The following is a 19722-nucleotide window of genomic DNA, read 5'->3' on the forward strand; positions in this document are numbered from 1 at the left end:
GATGATGGGTGGCGCCGTGTCCGGCCGACGCCATGAACGGAGCGATCCGAACCGATGAGCCTGCGCTTCTACCAAGTCGCCGTGGATGCCCGCGATCCCGCCGCCCTCGCCCGCTTCTGGGCCGAGGCGCTCGGCTACCGCGTCCTGCTGGAGAACGAGGAGGAGGTGGTGATCGGGGTGGACGAGACCGCGTACCCGGGCCTCGTCTTCGTCCCCGTCCCGGAGGCCAAGTCCGGCAAGAACCGGCTGCACCTCGACCTCGCCCCCGACGACCAGGACGCCGAGGTCGCCCGCCTGCTCGACCTCGGCGCCACCGTGGTGGACGTCGGACAGTCGGCCGACGTCCCGTGGCAGGTGCTCGCCGACCCCGAGGGCAACGAGTTCTGCGTGCTGTCCCCGAAGTCCTCGCTCACCGATTCGTGGACCGCGTCCGCGGGTTACGTCACGCCGCCCCGGGTTACGTGACGTCCTCCGCGCGCTCCTTCTGCCGGGTCCGGTAGGCGCGGGAGCGGCAGCGGGGCGAGCAGTAGCGCGGCGGGCGGCCGCCCGGGCGCCGCGGCCTGCCGGGGGAGGGGGCGAGGTCCGTCAGGGCCTCGCCGCAGGCGGGGCAGGCGGGCGCCGCCGGGGGCGCCTCGGGCGCCTCGGGCGCCTCGGGCTCCCCGGGCTCCCCGGGCTCCCCGGGCTCCCCGGGTTCTTCGGGCTCCCCGGGGGTAGCGGCGGAGGCCGGTTCCGGCATGGGGTGCGAGGTCAGGCCCAGCCGTTCCGCGACCACGCCCGCCTCGAAGCGGCTGTGCGCGCCCAGGCTGTCCAGCAGCTCCGAGACGTGGCGGCGGCAGGTGCGCAGCGAGATGCCGAGGCGGCGGGCGATCGACTCGTCCTTGAGGCCCTTCGCGAGCAGCACCAGGATGCTCTGCTTCACCGTCTTGGTGACGTCATGCGCGGCCTGCGGGCCGCTGGCGAACGGGGTCGCGTTCTCCCAGTCCCGCTCGAAGACCGTCAGCAGGTAGCAGAGCAGGTCGGGCTCGCGGATGACCAGCGCGCCGCCGGAGCTGGCCGGCAGCAGGGCCAACGAGCCGTCCACGATGATCAGTTGGGGCAGCACCTCGGGCAGCGTCCGGATCTCGGCGCCCGCCTCGATGAGCTGCCCGGCGTGCACCCGGGTGGGCTGGTCGAAGCGGGTCGCGTGCTGGTAGAGGCTCCGCATCCGGACGCCCCGGTCGAGCAGCGCCAGATCGCGCGGCAGCGCCTCGCGCAGGGCGGCCGGCGGGAAGGACCCGCCGTGCTTGGAGACCAGCACCTCGCTGCGGCAGGAGTCGATCACGTCGGAGAGCAGCGCGCGGACCGCGAACTTGTCGGGCAGGCGGTCGATGGTGCCCTGGGGGAAGGCGTGCTGGCGGGCCTGGAGGTAGACCGGGACCAGCGCCGCGAGCCCGTCGCGCTGCTGCTGGATGAGCCGGCGCTGCTCCCGCAGGGCCTCCTCCTGGGCGCGCAGGGCGGTGTCGCGGGCGGAGAGCAGCTGGGCGGTGGCGGCCTGGGGGCTGACCGGCCGCCAGGCGCTCGGGGGCGCGCCGGGTGCGCCGGGCGTGCCGGGCGTGCCCGTCGGGCCGGTTGGGGCGGTCGGGTCGTCGGGGGAGCGCAGCTCCTGGAACAGGCAGGCCTCGGTGAGCCGCCGGACGGCCGTCTCGGCCTCCGGAAGGCTCAGCTCGGTCTCCGCCGCCGCCTGCGCGAGGCTCGCGGGTGTGAGGTGCTCGTGCACGACCGTCCACCGGTAGAGCGTGACGGCGGCGCTGTCGAGCGCGGGCACGTCGGCGGTCGGGTCGAGGGTGTTCGGGTCGGGGGTGTTCGGGTCGGAAGGGGTCGGGTCGAGGGCGTTCCCGGGTTCCATCGCATGTCTCCTAAAGCTGCCAGGCAGGCTCATGATCCCCTGAGGGGGATGTCGCGGCCATCCGCCGACTGGCAGGGTGGCGTTCACGGTACGGGGGGATGCGGCAGGAGCTGCGGAAACATCCGAATCGTGTGGAACTGTCCCCGAGGTGATGGGAGTTGCCGTCGTGCGAGGAATCGTGACGCGGACACTGGTCGCGGTCGTGCTGGGCGCTGCTGCCTGGGTGGGCGGGGTGGCCCCGGCCGGTGCCGCCGTGTTCGGCGGAGGTGAGCCGCAGCCGGACTTCGGCACCGGCGGGAACGGCGGCCACAGCTGCGTCTCGACGACGGCCTGGGGCGACAACTACTGCCCCGGCAAGCCGCTGAGCTGACGATTCGCCTCGCCGAACCGGGCGAGCCGCCTCCCGACCTCTTCTCCGCCGAAAGGGAACCCCGTCGTGCACATGGCACTGAAGCGCCGCGTCCCCACCGCTCCCACCACCGGGCCGGTGAACCCCTCCGGCCGCTGACCCGGCCGCGAAGCGACGCGCCCCGCACGGGAAGTCGGCAGAGTCGACTTCCCGTGCGGGGCGCGAGGCCTGAGCGCGGCTTCGTTCAGCGCAGCCGGGAGGAGGACAGGATCGACGCCAGATGCGCGACCACCATGCCCCAGGTGATCACCGTGATCCCGGCGAGCACCCACCGGGTCGCGTCCAGGTTGCCGAGCCCCGCGTCCGCCACGGCCGCCGCCAGCAGGACCAGCGAGGCCTCGATGCCGTTCGTCACCCGGTGGATCTTGAACACCGAGGCGACCTTGCGGGCCGTCGCGATGCCCTGGGAGCGCGGCTGGGTGGACTCCTCGGTCGCCGGGAGCTGCCCGCTGCGGGCCCGGGCCACGTCCACCAGGTCCGTCGAGGCCTTGAGCAGCACCACGCCCAGCGCGGCCGCCAGGCCCGCCGACACCCACAGCTCCGAGCCGCCGCGCGCCGCCCGCACGCCCGCGCCGATCATCAGCGCGGCATCCGCCAGGTAGGCGCCCAGCCGGTCCACGTACACCCCGGCCATGCTGAACTGGCGCTTCCAGCGCGCCACTTCGCCGTCCACGCAGTCGAACAGCAGGAACAGCTGGAACAGGACGGCGGCCAGCACCGCGCCGGTCAGGCCCGGGATCAGCAGGGCCGCGCCGCCGCCCACCCCGCACACCACCATCACCCAGGTGAGGGTGTTCGGCGACACCGAGGTGCGCACCAGCTGCCGGGTGGTGCGCAGCGAGATCGCCCGCATGTACATCCGGCCCGCCCAGTGCTCGCCGTTGCGGCTCTGAAGCTTGGCCTGCGGTTGGCACACCTCGCGCAGCTCGGCGAGCGCCGGAGCAGCCACCATGACGAAAATCCCTCCACCTGTCCCGAAACGATCACCACAGGCTACGGCCTCCGGGGAAACGCCCGGACCAGCCGGTCCGCACCCTCCTGGCCGCACCTCGGCGAAAACCGGTGGGCCGTCCGATCATCCCCGGCTAGGCTGCGCGGGTTCGCCGGAACCCGAAGCCCCGGGCCCGACCGCCGCACCCCTCAACCGCTCGCCTCCGCAGCCCGGTTGAGGCGGTCCGGGCACCCCGGGGCGGAACGAGGAGCAGCAGACCCATGGTGACCACGGGCGACCCTTCCCCCAGCCCCGAGCCGGCCCGACTGCTGGACGAGCACCGCCCGCGAGGCCCGGTGGAGAGCGCCGACCACGAGCGGGCCCGCCGCCTCCTCGACGTCGCCGACGCCTGGGACAGAAGCACCTTCCCGGCCCACTTCACCGCCTCCGCGCTGATCGTCCACCCGCCGACCCGCCGCGTCCTGCTGCGCTGGCACGTCCGCCAGCAGGCCTGGCTGCACGTCGGCGGCCACGGCGACCCGGGCGAGACCCGGCCGCTGGACATCGCCCTGCGCGAAGGCCTGGAGGAGACCGGCCTCACCGACCTCACCCCGTGGCCCGGCCCCGCCCTCGTCCACCTCGCCGTGGTGCCCGTCCCCGCCTCGCCCGCCGAACCCGCGCACGAGCACGCCGACCTGCGCTTCCTGCTGGCCACCGACACCCCCGAGCGGGCCCGGCCGGAGAACCCGGCCGCCCCGCTGGAGTGGCTCACCGTCGAGGACGCCAAGCGGCGGACCACCGAGGAGAACCTCCGTGAGACCCTCGACCGGGCCGCCCTGCTGCTCCCCTGAACCCTCGCGAACCCTCTCGTGAACCTCCTGGAGACGAACCGGATGCACACCGACCAGATCCTGATCTTCGACGCCGACGACACGCTCTGGGAGAACAACGTCCTCTTCGAGCGGGTCATCGACGGCTTCCTGGACTGGGTGGCCGCCCCGGCCGAGCACCAGCGCACCAGGGCCCTGCTGAACGAGATCGAGGCCGCCAACTCCGCCACCCTCGGCTACGGCGCCGCCGTCTTCCGGCAGAGCCTCGCCGACTGCCTGCACCGGCTCAACGACCGCACCCCCACGGCAGCCGAGCAGGCCCGGATCGACGACCTGCTCACCCCGCTGACCAGCCGGAACGTCGAACTGATCGCCGGCGTCGCCGACACCCTGTCCGCCCTCGCCGACCGGCACCACCTGCTGCTGCTCACCAAGGGCGACCAGGGCGAGCAGCAGCGCAAGGTGACCGAGTCCGCCCTCGACCACCACTTCCGCGGCATCCACATCGTCGCCGAGAAGTCCGTCGACACCTACCGGCAGCTCACCGCCGAACTCGACCTCGAGCCGGGCCGGACCTGGATGATCGGCAACTCGCCCAAGTCCGACATCGCCCCCGCCCGCCAGGCCGGCCTGCGCACCGTCTTCATCCCGCACGAGCACACCTGGGTGCTGGAGCACGTGGAACTCGGCCCGGACGAGGCGACCTTGCAGCTCGGGGCGTTCCCCGAGCTGCTGCGCCACTTCTGACGTACGGCCTCCGGCTCAGACCGCCGGCGCGGCCGCCGGCACCGGCGTCCCGTCCCGGTACAGCCAGGCCCGCTCGGCGGCCGACCAGAGGCTCGTCGTCAGCAGATACAGCACGGCGGCCACCGGCACCAGCGACGCGAACAGCACCGAACCGAACGACAGGTACGGCAGCAGGCCCGCCCCCGGCTGCGGGGCGGGCTGCCCGGCGTTCCGCGCGGCCGCGCGGCGGGCCCGACGGAAGTTGACGTACCCGACCGCGGCCAGCCCGGCGAACAGCGCACCGAACACCGCCCACTGCCCGGCGCCGTGTGCGCCCGTGACGTGCAGGCCCAGCGGCACCCCGAACAGGGTGTGGTCGAGCAGGTCGTTCGGGGTGGTGAACAGCCGGTACATCACCGAGAAGAACGGAATCTGCACCAGCATCGGCAGGCACCCCGCGAACGGCGACGCCTGCTCCTTCCGGTACAGCTCCGCCAGCGCCTCCCGCAGCTTCTCCGGGCGGTCCTTGAACTTCTTGTTCAGCTCGGCCACCTTCGGCGCGAGCACGGCCCGCGCCTTCTCCCCGCGCGCCGCCGCCCGCGCCAACGGGTGCAGCGCCAGCCGGACGGCGACGGTGAACAGGACGATGGCCAACGCGGTCGGCAGGACATGGGCGATGGCGGCGACGACGGCGTGCGCGGCGGCGACGGCCGGGTCGAGAACAGCGAGAACGGACATGGTGGAGCGAGCCCTCCGGGGTCTCGGGAAGCGAGCGATCGACAGATCGACTCATCGACTGGTCGACGGAGGGCGGCCACGAAGGAAGTGCTGAGGACTTACGCGGCCGCCAGGGCCGCCCCCGGCGCCCTGGGGCGTCGCCTGCCCCGGGCGTCCGGATCACGCTGCGGAAGGAACGCCGTACCGAACGCCCGACGCCGCAGCATCCCGCTGCGCACCGCCGCCGGCGCCCGCGCCCCCAACAGCCGCGCCCCGGCCAGCGCCCCGGCGACCGTCCCGGCCACCAGCGCCACGGCCGCGACGGCGGCCACGGACGCCAGCGTCCCGCTGTCGGCCACCAACTCCCCGGTCAGCACCCGGAGCAGGCCCAGCAGCATCGCCACCACGGTCACGGCGCGCTCCCCCCTCGGTGCGTCTACTTCCCGGGTTCCCGGGTTCCCGGACGTAAGAATGCGACGATCCTACGACCTCTCGGGTTCCCGCTCGCCGGTCCCACTGTCGTTCGTGGTCGCATGATCCGCTCCCGGGGCGGCGGGAACGGGTTCCATGAGGCCCCGCACGGGTGTAGCCAGGGGTGCTACGCGGGGCTACCGTGGAGGGGTGAAGACGATTACCCAGCGGGAGTTCCGGAACAACTCCGCCGCGGTGATGGACGCGGTGGAGGCGGGGGAGACCTTCCACATCACCAGGAACGGGGTCGAGGTGGCGGAGCTGCGACCGGTGTCGGGGCGGCGGCGGCTCACGGCGGAGGAGCTGGTGGCGCGGCACGTGAAGCTGCCGCGGGTGGACTACCAGCAGATGCGCAAGGAGGCCGAGGAGTACTTCGGACCCGAGGAACTGGTGGGGGACGAGGGCGACGACCCGTTCGAGCGGCGGCGTGGCTGAGCGTCGCAGAGCGCCCCGGCGGCGGCCGGCCGGGGTGCTGGACACCTGCGTCTACATCGACCTGGCCCTGCTCAGCCCCTCCGACCTGCCGGCCGTGCCGGAGCTGACCGCGATCACCTTCGCCGAGTTGCAGCAGGGCGTCTCGATGGCCAGGGACCCGGCCAGCCGGGCGGCCCGGCTGGAGGTGCTGGGCGCGGCGATGGCGGACTTCGACCCGCTGCCCTTCGACGCGGCCGCCGCCGCCCGCTACGGGACGCTGGTCACCCTCACCATCGCCGCCGGACGGCAGCCGCGCCCGCGCCGGATAGACCTGATGATCGCCGCGGTCGCCTCGGCCCACGGGCTGCCGCTCTACACCCGCAACGTGGCGGACTTCCGGGGGCTGGGCTCGGCGGTGGAGATCATCGGGGTGTGAGGGCAGCCGTCCCGGCGCGCTCCACCTCGTCCACCGCCGCCGTCGCGGCCCGCATCGCGGCCGGGCGCCGCCGGGCCCGGGCGACCACCTGCTCGCTGCCCCCGTCCGGGTGGGCGGTGATCACGAAGTGCGGGCGGCCGGTCAGCTCGATGAAGAGCCAGCGGGACGTCAGGAACAGCAGGACGACCGCGGTGGCGACGAGCTCCATGAAGGGGATGACGGCGAGGACGTTCAGCAGCTTCTCGGTGAAGCTGCCCTTCGCGGGCTCCTGGTACCGGCCCGGCCGGTCGATCGCGATCAGGACCGGTCGGTCGTCCGGCCCGGTCACCCGCACGCACCCGGTGAAGAAGGTCCGGTCCCCGCGGGCCCAGGCCCTGCGCTGGATCGCCATCATCTCGCTCGTCCCGGCGTCGGCACGGGCCCGGAACCGCTGGTCCCGCTCCCGGTCCTGCCGGATCCGCTCCTCCTCGGCGGCCTTGCGTGCGGCCCGCCGCTCCCCCCGGGTGCTCATGGTGATCATGGTAGGAGGCCGGGGCGGGGAGGGGTGAAGCGGGCCGCACGGCCGTGCCTCGGTCGCGCTCCCGTCAGTTCGGGCGGACCGTCGTCCCGGTGGCGGCGGAGGCGCGGGCGGCCTCCAGGACGGCGAGGGCGGCCACCGCGTCGCGCGGGTCGACCGGGGGCGGGGTGCCCGGGGCGGCCAGGGCGGCGGCGATGCCGGTGTAGAAGGCGGGGTAGTCGCCCGGGTCGGTCGGCAGCGAGATCGCGGACTCGTCGGTGCCGAGGGTGCCGTAGTGCGAGGGCTGGTCGGCGCCCCAGGGGCGGCCTCCGTCCGGGCGCAGGCCCGCCCGCAGGTCCGCCTCCTGCGGGTCCATGCCGGGCTTCACATAGCCGGCCGTGTCGCCGAGCACCCGCAGCCGGGGGCCGATCAGCGGGGTGATCGCGCTGGTCCACAGGTGCGAGCGGGTGCCGGAGGCATGGGTGAGGGCGAGGAAGGCGTCGTCGTCCACCACCGCGCCGTCCCGCCGGACGTCGATCTCCGCGTACACCGTCTCGACCGGCCCGAACAGGTGCAGCGCCTGGTCGACCAGGTGGCTGCCCAGGTCGTACAGGGTGCCCCCGACCTCGGCCGGGTCGGCCAGCTCGCGCCAGCCCGGCTTGGGCTTGGGGCGGAAGCGCTCGAAGCGGGACTCGAAGCGGTGCACCCGGCCGAGCGCGCCGCCGCGCACCAGCCGGCTCGCGGTGAGGAAGTCCCCGTCCCAGCGCCGGTTGTGAAAGACCGAGAGCAGCACGCCCCGCTCCTCGGCCAGCCGGCACAGCTCCAGCGCCTCGGCGGCGGTGCCGGCCAACGGCTTGTCCACCACCGTCGCCAGGCCGGCCCGCAGCGCGGCGTGGGCGAGCGGGGCGTGGGTGCGGTTGGGCGAGGCGATGACGACCAGGTCGAGCGCGTCCGGATCGGCGAGCAGCTGCTCGGGGGTGTCCACGGCGCGGGCGCCGGGATGTTCGCGGGCCAGCTGGGCGCGGCGGTCGGGGTTGGCGGTGACCACGGCGTCCAGCCGCAGCCCCGGCGTGCTGGCGATCAGCGGCGCGTGGAAGGCGGAGCCGGCCAGACCGTAGCCGATCAGGCCGACGCGGAACGGACCGGGAGTCGTCTGCGGTGTCATGCGCCCACTCAATCACGAGGCACCCGATTGCTCCCGGTTTCGGTGGGACGGAAGCTCGGCGGGAAACGCCCCCGTTCGAGTGAGTTCGGGCTCGACCCGCCGCGCCGTGACACCTGGACGCCGCGATACCCACGCCTCACCCGCGTACTTCGGACTTCAGGCCTTGGACTTCGACGGAGGATCACATGGCCTCCAACGGCTGGACGGACGAACTGCTCGACCCGATGCGCGCCGCCGGTGACCCGCTCGGGGACGCCGCCATCGCCGAGACGTACGGACCGGGACAGCAGGAGCAAGGTGCGGCAGGCACTGCTCGGCTTCGGCCGCAACAGCGACGCCCTCCCGGCCGGGCTGCCGCCCAAGCTCCGGCAGTACTTCGAGGAGACCGCGGCCCGGCCGTCCCGGTCGGCCGCCTCTCCCGGTGGCGCCGGGGGCGACTACGCTGGTCGGTGTTGGGGCAGCCTTTGGCGCCCGGCCGGCCGATGGTGTCCGGTCCGGAGCGATGTGCGAGATCGTTCAGAGCTTTTGCAGAGCTTGTGCAAGACCGAGGAGACACCTACGTGGCAGACCGTAAGCCCATCGAGTCCTGGCTGACCGACATGGACGGGGTCCTCATCCACGAGGGCACCCCGATCCCCGGCGCGGAGGAGTTCCTGCGCCGGCTGCGGGAGTCCGGCAAGCCCTTCCTGGTCCTCACCAACAACTCCATCTACACCCCGCGCGACCTCAGCGCCCGCCTGGCCGGGATGGGCCTGGAGGTGCCCGAGGAGTGCATCTGGACCTCCGCCCTGGCGACGGCCAAGTTCCTCAAGAGCCAGCGGCCGAACGGCACGGCGTACGTGATCGGCGAGGCGGGACTCACCACCGCGCTGTACCAGGCCGGGTACGTGCTGACCGACAACAACCCGGACTACGTCGTCCTCGGCGAGACCCGCACCTACTCCTTCGAGGCGCTCACCAAGGCGATCCGGCTGATCAACCAGGGCGCCCGGTTCATCTGCACCAACCCGGACGAGACCGGCCCGTCCCCGGAGGGCGTGCTGCCGGCCACCGGCTCGGTCGCGGCCCTGATCACCAAGGCGACCGGCGTCGACCCGTACTTCGTCGGCAAGCCCAACCCGCTGATGATGCGCGAGGCGCTGAACACGGCCGGGGCCCACTCCGAGACGGCCGTGATGATCGGCGACCGGATGGACACCGACATCGTCGCGGGCATGGAGGCCGGTATGGAGACCATCCTGGTGCTCACCGGTCTGACCTCCGCCTCCGACGTGGAGCGCTTCCCGTACCGGCCGACCCGGGTGGTCAAGTCGATCGCGGACCTGGTCGAGCTGATCTGACCTCCGCTTGCCTCCCCTTGTGGTGTGAGCCCCGTTCCGGCCGGTCGCCGGGGCGGGGCCGCCGTGTTTCGCGCGGGCCTTGCCGGACGGCTCCGGGGCGGGGGTTGTCAGTGGGGCTGTGTAGCGTTCGGGGTGAAAGAGGGCGTGCGGCGCGCAGCCGCGGTGTTGGAGGTGGATGTCGTGACGGACACGGTCGAGGCGGGCGTGGTCGAGGCCGGCGCGGGCGGCGGGCTGGAGCTGCCCGAGTCCTGGCGCGAGGTGCTGGGCGCCGAGGTGGAGAAGCCGTACTTCGCCGAGCTGGCGGCCTTCGTGGCGGCGCAGCGCGCGGAGCACGAGGTGTTCCCGCCGAGCGGCCAGGAGTTCGCCGCGCTGGAGGCCACTCCGTACGACAAGGTCCGGGTGCTCGTGCTCGGCCAGGACCCGTACCACGACAACGGCCAGGCCCACGGCATGAGCTTCTCGGTGCTGCCGGGCACCAAGACGCCGCCGTCGCTGCGCAACATCTTCAAGGAGCTGGACGCCGACCTGGGCATCCCGGCCCCGGACAACGGCTACCTGCTGCACTGGGCCGAGCAGGGCGTGCTGCTGCTGAACGCGGTGCTCACGGTCCGCGCCCACGAGGCCAACTCGCACAAGGCGAAGGGCTGGGAGAAGTTCACCGACGCGGTGATCAAGGCGGTGAGCGACCGCGAGGAGCCGGTCGTCTTCGTGCTCTGGGGCAACTACGCGAAGAAGAAGCTGCCGCTGATCGACACCGCCAAGCACGTGGTGGTGCAGGGTGCGCACCCGTCGCCGCTGTCGGCCAAGCTGTTCTTCGGCAGCCGTCCGTTCTCGCAGATCAACGCGGCGCTGGACTCCTTCGGTGCCGAGGCCATCGACTGGCAGGTGCCGAACCTCAAGGAGTCCTGAGCGTCGGTGGTCGCGGGCTGAGTGGGTTCGAAGTCCCGTTCACCCGCGGCCACTTGGCGTTCACCGCCGGCGGCCTTCGGGCGGTGGCGGATGTGGTTGGCTGGTGCCGACCACCGGTTGTCGGACCGGTCCGGGGGAGGGGCGGCACGTGCGCGGGCTGGGGCGGACAGAGACGTTGCGGTGGGCCGTGGGGGCGCTGCTGGCCGGGGTGGTGGCCGTCGTTTCCGGCTGTGGCGGGTCGGACGGGGGAAAGTCCGGTGCTGTCGCGTCGAGTCCGGGGCCTGCTTCGGGGTCGGGCTCGGCTCACGGCGGGGGTACGGCTCCGGGTGGGGGTGCGGCTCAGGGCGGGGGTGCGCCGTTCTACGTCTCCGACCAGACCAACGCCGCCCAGCAGGTCACCGCGCTGCGCGGCCAGGGCCGTACGGCGGAGGCCGAGACGCTGCTGAGGATCGCCGACCAGCCGTCCGCGCAGTGGCTCGGCGAGCAGGGCGCCAGGGAGATCGCCGAGCAGGTCAGCCGGCGGGCCGCCGAGGCGGGCCGGACGCCGGTCTTCGTCGCGTACGACATCCCGCACCGCGACTGCGGCCAGTACTCGGCCGGCGGTGCCCCCGACGCCGCCGCCTACCGGACCTGGATCACCGGCGTCGCGCAGGCCCTCGGCGACCGCAAGGCCTGGGTGGTGCTGGAGCCGGACGCCGTCCCCCACACCCTGGACGACTGCGGGATCAAGGGGGACCTGGCCGCCGAGCGGTACGGCCTGCTGGCCTTCGCCGTCCAGGAGTTGAAGAAGAACCCGAACGTCCGCGTCTACCTGGACGCGGGCAACCCCGGCTGGGCGCAGGACCCGGCGGAACTGGCCGCGGCCCTGCGCAAGTCGGGCATCGCGGCGGCGGACGGCTTCGCCGTGAACGTCGCCAACTTCTACGACACCGAGCGGAACGCGGCGTACGGCGCCCGGCTCTCCGCGGCCCTGGACGGCAAGCACTTCGTGATCGACACCAGCCGCAGCGGCAACGGCGCGCTGGGCGGCGACTCCTGGTGCAACCCGCCCGGGCGCGCGCTCGGCGAGCGGCCGACCACCGAGACCGGACGGCCCGGGGTGGACGCCTACCTGTGGATCAAGAACCCGGGGGAGTCGGACGGCGACTGCGGCCGGGGCGAGCCCCGGGCGGGCGCGTTCTGGCTGCCGTACGCGCTCGGGCTGGTGCAGGCGGCGCGCTGACGTCCGTCACGCGGTTACGCCTGGTTCGCTACGCCGTGACCTGGGCCATTACGCCGCGACCTGGGCCATTACGCCGTGACCTGGACCCAGCGGGCGACCGACGGGGTGCCGGCGGCGTCCGTCAGGAACAGCATGTACCAGCCCGGCGGCAGCAGGTTGGGGTTGCCGGGCAGGGTGAGCGCGACGCCGTCCGCCGTCCGTCCGGTGATGTCCAGGGCCACCGAGCGCTGTTCGACGTCCGTGACGTGGGTGACCGAACTCGGCCGGATCAGCTTGGCGGTGGCGACCACCTCCGGCCGTGCGGTGCCGACGTTCACGGTGCCGCCGAGCCGGGCCGCCTGCGGAACGGCGCCGACCTGCGGGCGGTCGCCGTGGTACAGGTACGGCGGGGTGTAGATCTCGATGCGCTGCTCGAAGCCGCCCGGCTGGGTCTCGGCCTTGTCCGCGAACAGCGGGTTGGAACCCAGGACGGCGATCCGGCCGTCCGGCAGCAGCAGCGCCTCGGAGTGGTAGTCGCGGCCGACGGCCGGCTCGGCGGCGGTGCTGAAGCTGTTGGAGTCCGGGTGGTACACCTGCGCCTTGAGCAGGTCGCTCTCGCCCCGGCCGCGGTAGCCGCTGGAGCCGCCGGTGGTGAAGACGGTGTCGTCCGGGAGGATCACGCTGTTGAGGTAGCGGGTGCCGCCGGCCGGCAGGTCCGGACCCGGGGTGAACGCGGGCTGGGCGGCGGTGAGGTCCGCGATGTCGGTGCGGGCGGTGGACAGCGGCGACTCGCCGACGCCACCGCCGCCGAGCAGCATCACCTTCTGCGCCTGCGCGGGCGGCAGCAGCACCGAGGAGGAGGTCTCGGTCAGGCCGGGGTCGCGCAGGCCGGGGACGGGCTGGAAGGCGCCGCTCGACACGTCCCACAGGCCGGGCTCGCGGCCCTTGTCGGCGGGGCCGTAGCCGCCGTTGGAACCGGAGTAGAAGAGCTTGCCGGACGCGGTCAGGAAGATCGCCGGGTAGGTCGGGAAGTAGTGGTCGGGGCCCTTGGACCAGGACTTGGTCTTCGGGTCGTAGATCTCGTTGTCGTTGGCGTTGAGGATCTCCCCGGTGTCGTCCAGCCCCGAGACGGTGACCACCCGGCCGTCGCCCAGCCCGGTCAGCGTCGGGTACCAGCGGGCGTAGGCCATGTCGGTGACCGGCTCGTACAGTTCGGTGTCCGGGTTGAACTCGAAGGCGGAGCGGATGCCCTGGTACTCCTGCTTGTCCAGGGTCAGCTTCTCGTTCTGCCCGTACAGGTTGTGGGCGTCGGTGCCGCTCAGACCCTTGATCCGGTACTGGGCGGGGGCGTCGGAGACGTAGTCCGGGCCCGCGCCGACCGCCTCCACGTAGACGTGCTTCTCGCCCGCGGTGACCACGGTCTGCTTGCCGGAGCCGCTCTTGGTCGCGGCCGGGACGGTCACCGGCTCGGTGCTGGCGTACTCATGGCCGTCGGGGGCGACGAAGACGGTGCCCTTCGGGAAGGTTCGGTCGCGCTCCGGGCTCTCGTTGCGCACCCGCATGATCCCGGCGGCCTTCTTCACGGCGCCGACCAGCTTCTCGTACCGCTGGGTGCCGCCGGCCACCAGCACGCGGCCGTCCGGCAGCGAGGTGTGGCCGCCGCAGAACATGTCGGCCGGGGTGGGGATCAGCTTGTAGGAGTTCTCGGCCGGGTCCCAGAGCAGGCTCTTGAAGGTGCCCGCGTTGAACTGCTTCTCGTCGTTGCCGGAGCCGGCCACGATCAGCACCTTGCCGGTGCGCAGCAGGGTCGCGTGCACGGCGTTGACCCGGAACTCGGCGGGCAGCGACAGGGTCTGCCAGTGGCCGTACCGCGCCTTGTACTCGGGGCGGTTGATCACGTAGCTGTGGTACTGCTGGGAGGCGAAGCCGAGGACGGCCGGTGCGTTCATCCCGGCCACGGTCAGCGCGACGGTGCTGCCGAGGGCGAAGCGCTTGGCGCGGCCGGCCTTGTGGATCTTCACGGTGGTGGCTCCCCTCGGGAGGTGGTCGGGGGCTGTTCTGGTCTGTGGTCTGTTGCTCAGTGGTCGCCGCGTCCGCTGCCGGCGCTGCCGCGTCCGCTGCTGCCGCGTCCGCGTCCGCTGCCGGCGTGGTCGGGGGTGGGGCGTGCCTGCTGCCAGGCGATGCGGGGGTCGCGGGGGTTCTCGGCGCGGGGCTCGCGGGTGGCGCGGGGCTCGCGGGTGGCTCGGGGGTCGCGGGCGTGGCGCGGGCGGCGCTTCTCCAGCAGGACGGTCGGGGCCGAGGCCGGGCCGCCGGTGACGGTGAGGGTGGCGGTGGGGCGGCTGCGACGGCGGCGGACGGCGTCGCCGGCCGTGATCAGGACCGGCAGGAGGGTGAGCGCCAGGGCGATCCAGGCCCAGGTGCGCATCGCGACGTGGTCGTAGCCGGTGAAGTAGGAGGCGGTGATCGCGCCGCCGAACACCAGCGTCCAGAACAGGTGGAAGCGGAAGGTGCCGAGGCGGTCGGTGCTGGCCGAGCGGCCCTTGGGCGTCACCACGAAGCGGCTGCGGCGGCGGACGAGCGCCTGGAGCAGTGAGGCCGCGTAGACCGGGCCGCAGAGCGCCGACATCACCATGCCGGCCACCCCGGAGGATCCGGCCGGCTCGTGCGGGCTCACGTTGTGCTTGCGGTTCCAGGTGTAGAGCAGGAGTTGGAGCGCGGCGGCGTCGCTGTAGAGCATCATCCAGATCTCCGAGGAGACGTGCACGCCCGAGGCGCCGAAGCCCAGGTAGAGCACGCTGGACAGACCGCCGAGCAGCCAGGTGAGCGCCGCCATCGGGTAGAAGCCCATCATCAGCGAGTAGTTGAGCAGCCGCCCCGGCGACAGCTGCCACAGCACGCGCCAGTACCGGGTGAGCAGGGTCTCGTAGGTGCCGCGGCTCCAACGCAGTTGCTGGGAGAAGAAGTCGGTCCAGGAGGACGGGCCTTCGCCGACCGCGAGCACGTCCGGGGTGTACACGGACTTCCAGCGTTCCCCGGTCTCCGGGTTCCGGCTGCGATGGAACTCCAGCCCGGTCGCCATGTCCTCGGTGATGGAGTCGGCCAGCCCGCCGATCGACTGGAGCGCCCGGATCCGGACGGCGTTGTTGGTGCCGACGAACATCGGTGCGCCGTAACGGTTTCCGGCGCGTTGGATGAGGGCGTGGAAGAGGTACTGCTGGCTCTCGGAGAACGCGGTGACGGCCGAGCCCGAGCTGCGGTAGTTCCCGTACACCTGGGGGCCGACCACGAAGGCCACGTCGGGGTCGCGGAAGTAGCCGAGCATCCGCTCGCAGAAGTCCGGCAGCGGGGCGTGGTCGGTGTCCACGGAGACCCAGAACTCGTAGTCGTCGCCGTGGGCTTGGAGCCAGGCGTTGTAGTTGCCGTGCTTGGTCCCGGCGCGGAAGCGGCCCTTCGGCCGGTTCCAGTGCGGCCGCCCGGCGCGGCTGAAGTGGCGCACGCCCAACTCGGCGCAGAGCTCCCGCATCGCAGGATCGTTTCCCTCGTCCAACAGCCAGACGTCGTACGGTCCGTCGTGCCGCACGGCGCGGGCCGCGGTGAGCGTCGCCCGGACCATCTCCGGCGGTTCCTTGCCCGGCACGCAGGTGGTGAGGAAGGCGACCCGGGTACCGGGCTGCGGTGTCACCGGGATCGGGTCGCGGGCGACCAGCGTGGCATGGGCGTTGGAGACGACATTGACCAGCCGGAACACCTCGACCACCGCGATGATGCCGATCATCACCTTGTCGCCGAGGAGCACCAGGGCGTTCGTCTCGTCCAGCCGCTCGGGCCAGTGCTCCGGCAGCAGCAGCCAGACCAGCAGCACCGCCTCCACCACGGGGGCGGCCAGCAGCAGCAGGGCGGCGCGGATCCGGTGCGGCTCGCGGCGTAACAGGCTGCGGTAGCGGACGCGGTAGGGCGGTTCCGGGGGGTCGGGGTCCGGTGCGGGGGGCGGGGGTTGGGTGGGAGCACCGGGGGTGGGGGCGTACGGGGTGGTCGCGCACGGGGTGGCCGTGTCCGGGGTGGCGGGGTAAGGGGTGGACGGCTCGGGCCAGTAGACGCCGGCGCCGAGGTCGTCGTCCTCGTCCGGGTCGTGGGCCGGGCCGGCCAGGCGGCTGAAGTGGCCGTAGTCGTACGGGGCTTCGGGTACGGGTAAGGCGCGTAGGGCGGCCTCGTCCAGCTGCCCGGCACCTTGCCCGTGGGCCGTTCCGACGCCCTTTCGTCGTGCGAACGGCGTGGTCATGGCTGCTCCCCCAGGCAGTTTGGTGACCTCAACTCTCCCTGAGTGCAACGGAGATCGCAACCAGTCCGGGAGATCGCCGCTGTCCGGGCGTGAAGATGCGACGGTTCCCGGGCGATGCGGCGGGCGTTGGTGCTATGGCGGCGACTCCCTGGCTCGGCCGGACCGCCGAAGGGGGCGATCCGGCCGCCCGTACGGGGTCGGGGTGGTCCGGGGGTGGGGTTCGAGGTGGTGTTGGTTTCGGGGTGGCGTTGGTTTCGGGGCAGCCCGGGTTTCGGGGTGGTCAGAGCGGGGGCAGCAGGGCGGCGCCGGTCGCCGCCTGGACCTCCGCGAAGTCCACGCCGGGCGCCGTCTCCACCACGCGCAGCCCCTCCGGCGTCACGTCGACCACCGCGAGGTCGGTGACGATCCGGTCCACAACTCCCCGTCCGGTGGCGGGAAGCGACAGTTCCTCGACGATCTTCGGCGAGCCGTCCCGGGCGGTGTGCTCCATCACCACGATCAGCCGGCGGGCCCCGTGTACCAGGTCCATCGCGCCGCCCATGCCCTTGACCATCTTGCCGGGGATCATCCAGTTCGCGAGGTCCCCGGCGGCCGACACCTGCATCGCGCCGAGCACCGAGACGTCGATCCGACCGGCCCGGATCATGCCGAAGGAGAAGGCGGAGTCGAAGTACGAGGCGCCGGGGGCGACCGTCACCGTCTCCTTCCCGGCGTTGATCAGGTCGGCGTGCTCGGTGCCCTCCTCCGGGTAGGGGCCGACGCCGAGGATGCCGTTCTCCGAGTGCAGCACCACCTCGACGCCCGGGGGCAAGTGGTTGGGGATCAGGGTCGGCAGGCCGATGCCCAGGTTCACGTACTGGCCGTCGCGCAACTCCCGGGCGGCTCGGGCGGCCAGGGCGTTGCGCGGGTCGAGGGCGGGGGCGCCGGTGGTGGGTGCGGTGGTGGGTGCGGTGGTGGTGCTTCCGGTGGCGGGCATCGGATCAGGCCTCCTGGAGTGCGGGGCGGACGGTCCGGCGCTCGATGCGGCGGTCCTCGGGGTCGGCGGCCACCACCCGGTCGACGTACACCCCGGGCAGGTGCACCGCGTCCGGGGGGAGCTCGCCAGGCTCGACGATCCGGTCCGCTTCGACCAGGGTGATCCGGCCCGCCGCCGCGCAGAGCGGGTTGAAGTTCCTGGCGGCGGCGTGGAACACGCAGTTGCCGTGCCGGTCCGCCACCTCCGCCCGGACCAGTGCGAAGTCCGCCGTGATCGCCTCCTCCAGCAGGTAGCGGCGGCCGCCGAACTCCCGGACCTCCTTGGGCGGGGAGGCCAGGGCCACCGAGCCGTCCGTCGCGTAGCGCCAGGGCAGCCCGCCCTCCTCGACCTGGGTGCCGACCCCGGCCGGGGTGAAGAACGCCGGGATGCCGGCGCCGCCCGCCCGCAGCCGCTCGGCCAGTGTGCCCTGCGGGGTCAGCTCCACCTCCAGCTCACCGGAGAGGTATTGCCGGGCGAACTCCTTGTTCTCCCCGACGTACGAGGAGGTCATCCGGGCGATCCGGCCCGCCCGGAGCAGCAGGCCCAGCCCCCAGTCGTCCACCCCGCAGTTGTTCGAGACCACGCGCAGCCCGGTGGCGCCGGCGTCCACCAGGGCGCCGATCAACGTGCTCGGGATGCCGCAGAGGCCGAAGCCGCCGACGGCCAGCACCGCGCCGTCGGGGATGTCCTCGACGGCGTCGGCGGGGGAGTCCAGGACCTTGTCCAAGGGATCACCTCGTGAGGGAGTGGGATGGGAGGGGGTTGGGGTGTGCGGGGATGGGGTGTGCGGGGTGGGGTGTGCGGGCCGGGGAGGGGCGGCCGGCGGGTTCGGGAAGCGCGCGGAGCCCGAGGTCGGACCAGGGTCGGGCTGGGATCCGGCCCTGAGCCGGACCGGGCGGGCATGCCGCTGGGGTGGCTGCCGCCGGACGGGCCCCGCGCCCCTCCACCGTCACCGGGTACGGGCGGCCTCGGCCATGGTGGCCATCGCCATGGGATGGCGTGAAGCCGTGTCGGTGTGCCACACCCGAGAGGCCGGAGGCTGGTGACGGCGCAACGGTATGTCGGCTGGAACCACATCCCGAGGGCTTGATGCGTCGATCGGGCACATGTCGCCGCTCCCACCGCACACCTACGGTTCCCGCATCCACCCCGCCGCACCACAGGAGTCGGTCACCATGCGCAGCTCGACAGCCCCCTCCAGGACCGCCGCCTCCGGCGCCCGCCAGGGCGACTCCCTGACCGGCAACTCCCTGACCGGCAACTCCCTGACCCGCCGCCCGGGCCGGAAGCTCGCCGCCCTCGCGGCCTGCGTCCTGTTGGCCTCGGGCTGCGCCAAGGCCGGCACGGCCGGGACGGCCGCGGCGGACGGTGGATCGAAGGGCCCGATCAAGGTCGGCCTGGTGTACTCCAAGACCGGACCGCTGGCCGCGTACGGCAAGCAGTACCTGGACGGCTTCAAGGCCGGTCTGGACTACGCGACCAAGGGCACCGGCGCGGTCGACGGACACAAGATCGAGTTCGAGGAGCAGGACGACGCGGGCGACCCGGCCAAGGCGGTGTCCGCCGCCAAGGACCTGATCGGCAAGGGCTACAAGGTGCTGGCCGGCTCCACGGCCTCCGGTGTGGCCCTCCAGGTCGGCCCGATCGCCGCCCAGAACAAGGTGCTCTTCATCAGCGGCCCGGCCGCCGCCGACAAGGCCACCGGTCTGAACAAGTACACCTTCCGTTCCGGCCGCCAGTCCTACCAGGACATCAAGACCGCGGCCTCGTTCGTCGGTGACGCCAAGGGCAAGAAGGTCACCGTGCTCGCTCAGGACAGCGCCTTCGGGCAGGCCAACGTGGCCGCCGTGAAGGCCGTGCTCGGCGCCGAGGGCGCGACGGTCGACCAGGTGCTCGCCCCGCCGAGCGCCACCGACCTCACCCCCTTCGCCACCCAGGCCAAGACCGGCAAGCCCGACCTGCTGTTCGTCGCCTGGGCCGGTGACACCGCCTCGGCCCTGTGGACGGCCCTCAACCAGCAGGACGTGTTCGCCGACACCAAGGTCGTCACCGGCCTCGACCTGGCCGCCTCGTACCCGCTGTTCGGCCCGGCCGGCGAGAAGATCTCCTTCCTGAACCACTACTTCGACGGCGCCGCCGGCACCCCGGTGGAGAAGGCCATGACCGACGCCGTCACCGCCGCCGGAGGGAAGACCGACATCTTCACCCCGGACGGCTTCACCGCCGCCCAGATGATCGTGCACGCCGTCGAGTCCAACCACGGCTCCGCCGACGACACCTCGGCCCTGGTCAAGGCCCTGGAGGGCTGGAGCTTCGACGGGGTGAAGGGGAAGACCACGGTCCGCGCCGAGGACCACGCCCTGCTCCAGCCGATGTTCCAGGTCCGGCTGACCGGCACCGGCGCCGCTGCCAAGCCCTCGGTGGAGAAGACCCTGACCGCGGACGAGGCGGCACCGCCCGTCACCCCGATGGCGGGCTGATCCCGATGCCCGCCCGTA

At 72.9% G+C, this 19722-nt stretch carries 20 protein-coding genes; 10 read left to right on the top strand and 10 right to left on the bottom strand.

Annotation, left to right across the window (positions count from 1 at the left end; all coding sequences use genetic code 11):
• Positions 1 to 54 precede the first annotated feature (54 nt).
• Positions 55 to 465, top strand: coding sequence for a VOC family protein (locus QWJ13_RS32270; RefSeq protein WP_316529035.1), 411 nt, complete (start codon positions 55 to 57; stop codon positions 463 to 465).
• Here QWJ13_RS32270 and QWJ13_RS32275 read toward each other — a convergent pair.
• Positions 458 to 1885 carry a helix-turn-helix transcriptional regulator gene (locus QWJ13_RS32275; RefSeq protein ID WP_316529036.1) on the bottom strand — a complete coding sequence of 476 codons (1428 nt, stop codon included), beginning with the start codon at positions 1883 to 1885 and terminating at the stop codon, positions 458 to 460. The two genes, QWJ13_RS32270 and QWJ13_RS32275, sit on opposite strands and share 8 nt — an antisense overlap.
• A 178-nt stretch (positions 1886 to 2063) precedes the next feature.
• On the opposite strand from QWJ13_RS32275, the gene QWJ13_RS32280 reads away from it, so the two are divergent.
• Positions 2064 to 2255 (top strand): hypothetical protein, encoded by a 192-nt coding sequence (locus QWJ13_RS32280; RefSeq protein WP_316529038.1) that lies wholly within the window; start codon positions 2064 to 2066, stop codon positions 2253 to 2255.
• A gap of 223 nt (positions 2256 to 2478) precedes the next feature.
• Here QWJ13_RS32280 and QWJ13_RS32285 read toward each other — a convergent pair whose 3' ends face one another.
• Positions 2479 to 3246, bottom strand: coding sequence for a CDP-alcohol phosphatidyltransferase family protein (locus QWJ13_RS32285; RefSeq protein WP_316529039.1), 768 nt, complete (start codon positions 3244 to 3246; stop codon positions 2479 to 2481).
• Positions 3247 to 3506: 260 nt separating this feature from the next.
• Here QWJ13_RS32285 and QWJ13_RS32290 point away from each other — a divergent pair, with 260 nt between their 5' ends.
• Positions 3507 to 4076 carry an NUDIX hydrolase gene (locus tag QWJ13_RS32290; RefSeq protein ID WP_316529040.1) on the top strand — a complete coding sequence of 190 codons (570 nt, stop codon included), beginning with the start codon at positions 3507 to 3509 and terminating at the stop codon, positions 4074 to 4076.
• Positions 4077 to 4118: 42 nt separating this feature from the next.
• Positions 4119 to 4802 carry an HAD family hydrolase gene (locus QWJ13_RS32295; protein ID WP_316529041.1) on the top strand — a complete coding sequence of 228 codons (684 nt, stop codon included), beginning with the start codon at positions 4119 to 4121 and terminating at the stop codon, positions 4800 to 4802.
• Between the two features lie 15 nt (positions 4803 to 4817).
• On the opposite strand, the gene QWJ13_RS32300 is transcribed toward QWJ13_RS32295, so the two are convergent.
• Both QWJ13_RS32300 and QWJ13_RS32305 read right to left on the bottom strand, forming a co-directional pair.
• The gene (locus QWJ13_RS32300) at positions 4818 to 5519 is read right to left on the bottom strand and encodes a YidC/Oxa1 family membrane protein insertase (protein ID WP_316529042.1); all 702 of its coding nucleotides are present in this window, start codon (positions 5517 to 5519) and stop codon (positions 4818 to 4820) included.
• Positions 5520 to 5617: 98 nt separating this feature from the next.
• Positions 5618 to 5911: a DUF6412 domain-containing protein gene (locus tag QWJ13_RS32305; protein ID WP_316529044.1), complete on the bottom strand. Its 294-nt coding sequence runs from the start codon at positions 5909 to 5911 to the stop codon at positions 5618 to 5620.
• A gap of 208 nt (positions 5912 to 6119) precedes the next feature.
• Between QWJ13_RS32305 and QWJ13_RS32310 the strand changes: the two genes are divergently transcribed.
• The gene (locus tag QWJ13_RS32310; RefSeq protein ID WP_063349249.1) at positions 6120 to 6404 is read left to right on the top strand and encodes a type II toxin-antitoxin system Phd/YefM family antitoxin; all 285 of its coding nucleotides are present in this window, start codon (positions 6120 to 6122) and stop codon (positions 6402 to 6404) included.
• Positions 6397 to 6819, top strand: coding sequence for a type II toxin-antitoxin system VapC family toxin (locus tag QWJ13_RS32315; protein ID WP_316529047.1), 423 nt, complete (start codon positions 6397 to 6399; stop codon positions 6817 to 6819). The genes QWJ13_RS32310 and QWJ13_RS32315 overlap by 8 nt, the downstream gene beginning before the upstream one ends.
• Here QWJ13_RS32315 and QWJ13_RS32320 read toward each other — a convergent pair.
• Positions 6806 to 7330 (bottom strand): hypothetical protein, encoded by a 525-nt coding sequence (locus QWJ13_RS32320; protein ID WP_316529049.1) that lies wholly within the window; start codon positions 7328 to 7330, stop codon positions 6806 to 6808. The two genes, QWJ13_RS32315 and QWJ13_RS32320, sit on opposite strands and share 14 nt — an antisense overlap.
• A gap of 73 nt (positions 7331 to 7403) precedes the next feature.
• The gene (locus QWJ13_RS32325) at positions 7404 to 8480 is read right to left on the bottom strand and encodes a Gfo/Idh/MocA family oxidoreductase (protein WP_316529050.1); all 1077 of its coding nucleotides are present in this window, start codon (positions 8478 to 8480) and stop codon (positions 7404 to 7406) included.
• Between the two features lie 560 nt (positions 8481 to 9040).
• On the opposite strand from QWJ13_RS32325, the gene QWJ13_RS32330 reads away from it, so the two are divergent.
• The 3 genes from QWJ13_RS32330 to QWJ13_RS32340 all read left to right on the top strand — a co-directional run bounded on the left by QWJ13_RS32330 (position 9041) and on the right by QWJ13_RS32340 (position 11951).
• Entirely contained in the window at positions 9041 to 9820 is a 780-nt protein-coding gene (locus QWJ13_RS32330; RefSeq protein WP_316529052.1) for an HAD-IIA family hydrolase, read from the top strand.
• Positions 9821 to 10000: 180 nt separating this feature from the next.
• Complete coding sequence (locus tag QWJ13_RS32335) at positions 10001 to 10729, top strand: uracil-DNA glycosylase (RefSeq protein ID WP_316529053.1); 729 nt, start codon at positions 10001 to 10003, stop codon at positions 10727 to 10729.
• A 175-nt stretch (positions 10730 to 10904) separates the two neighbouring features.
• Positions 10905 to 11951, top strand: coding sequence for a glycoside hydrolase family 6 protein (locus QWJ13_RS32340; protein WP_316529054.1), 1047 nt, complete (start codon positions 10905 to 10907; stop codon positions 11949 to 11951).
• Between the two features lie 68 nt (positions 11952 to 12019).
• On the opposite strand, the gene glxA is transcribed toward QWJ13_RS32340, so the two are convergent.
• From glxA to QWJ13_RS32360, 4 genes are all read right to left on the bottom strand, one after another.
• Complete coding sequence (gene glxA, locus QWJ13_RS32345; RefSeq protein ID WP_432277644.1) at positions 12020 to 13951, bottom strand: radical copper oxidase GlxA; 1932 nt, start codon at positions 13949 to 13951, stop codon at positions 12020 to 12022.
• A 56-nt stretch (positions 13952 to 14007) separates the two neighbouring features.
• Complete coding sequence (locus tag QWJ13_RS32350) at positions 14008 to 16209, bottom strand: glycosyltransferase family 2 protein (RefSeq protein WP_316529056.1); 2202 nt, start codon at positions 16207 to 16209, stop codon at positions 14008 to 14010.
• A gap of 280 nt (positions 16210 to 16489) precedes the next feature.
• Positions 16490 to 17185 (bottom strand): 3-oxoacid CoA-transferase subunit B, encoded by a 696-nt coding sequence (locus QWJ13_RS32355; protein WP_316529058.1) that lies wholly within the window; start codon positions 17183 to 17185, stop codon positions 16490 to 16492.
• A gap of 4 nt (positions 17186 to 17189) precedes the next feature.
• Positions 17190 to 17951, bottom strand: coding sequence for a CoA transferase subunit A (locus tag QWJ13_RS32360; protein WP_316529059.1), 762 nt, complete (start codon positions 17949 to 17951; stop codon positions 17190 to 17192).
• Between the two features lie 448 nt (positions 17952 to 18399).
• Here QWJ13_RS32360 and QWJ13_RS32365 point away from each other — a divergent pair, with 448 nt between their 5' ends.
• Positions 18400 to 19704 carry a substrate-binding domain-containing protein gene (locus QWJ13_RS32365; protein ID WP_316529061.1) on the top strand — a complete coding sequence of 435 codons (1305 nt, stop codon included), beginning with the start codon at positions 18400 to 18402 and terminating at the stop codon, positions 19702 to 19704.
• Positions 19705 to 19722 lie beyond the last annotated feature (18 nt).

This window comes from Kitasatospora brasiliensis (assembly GCF_032654805.1).
Lineage (GTDB): Bacteria > Actinomycetota > Actinomycetes > Streptomycetales > Streptomycetaceae > Kitasatospora > Kitasatospora brasiliensis.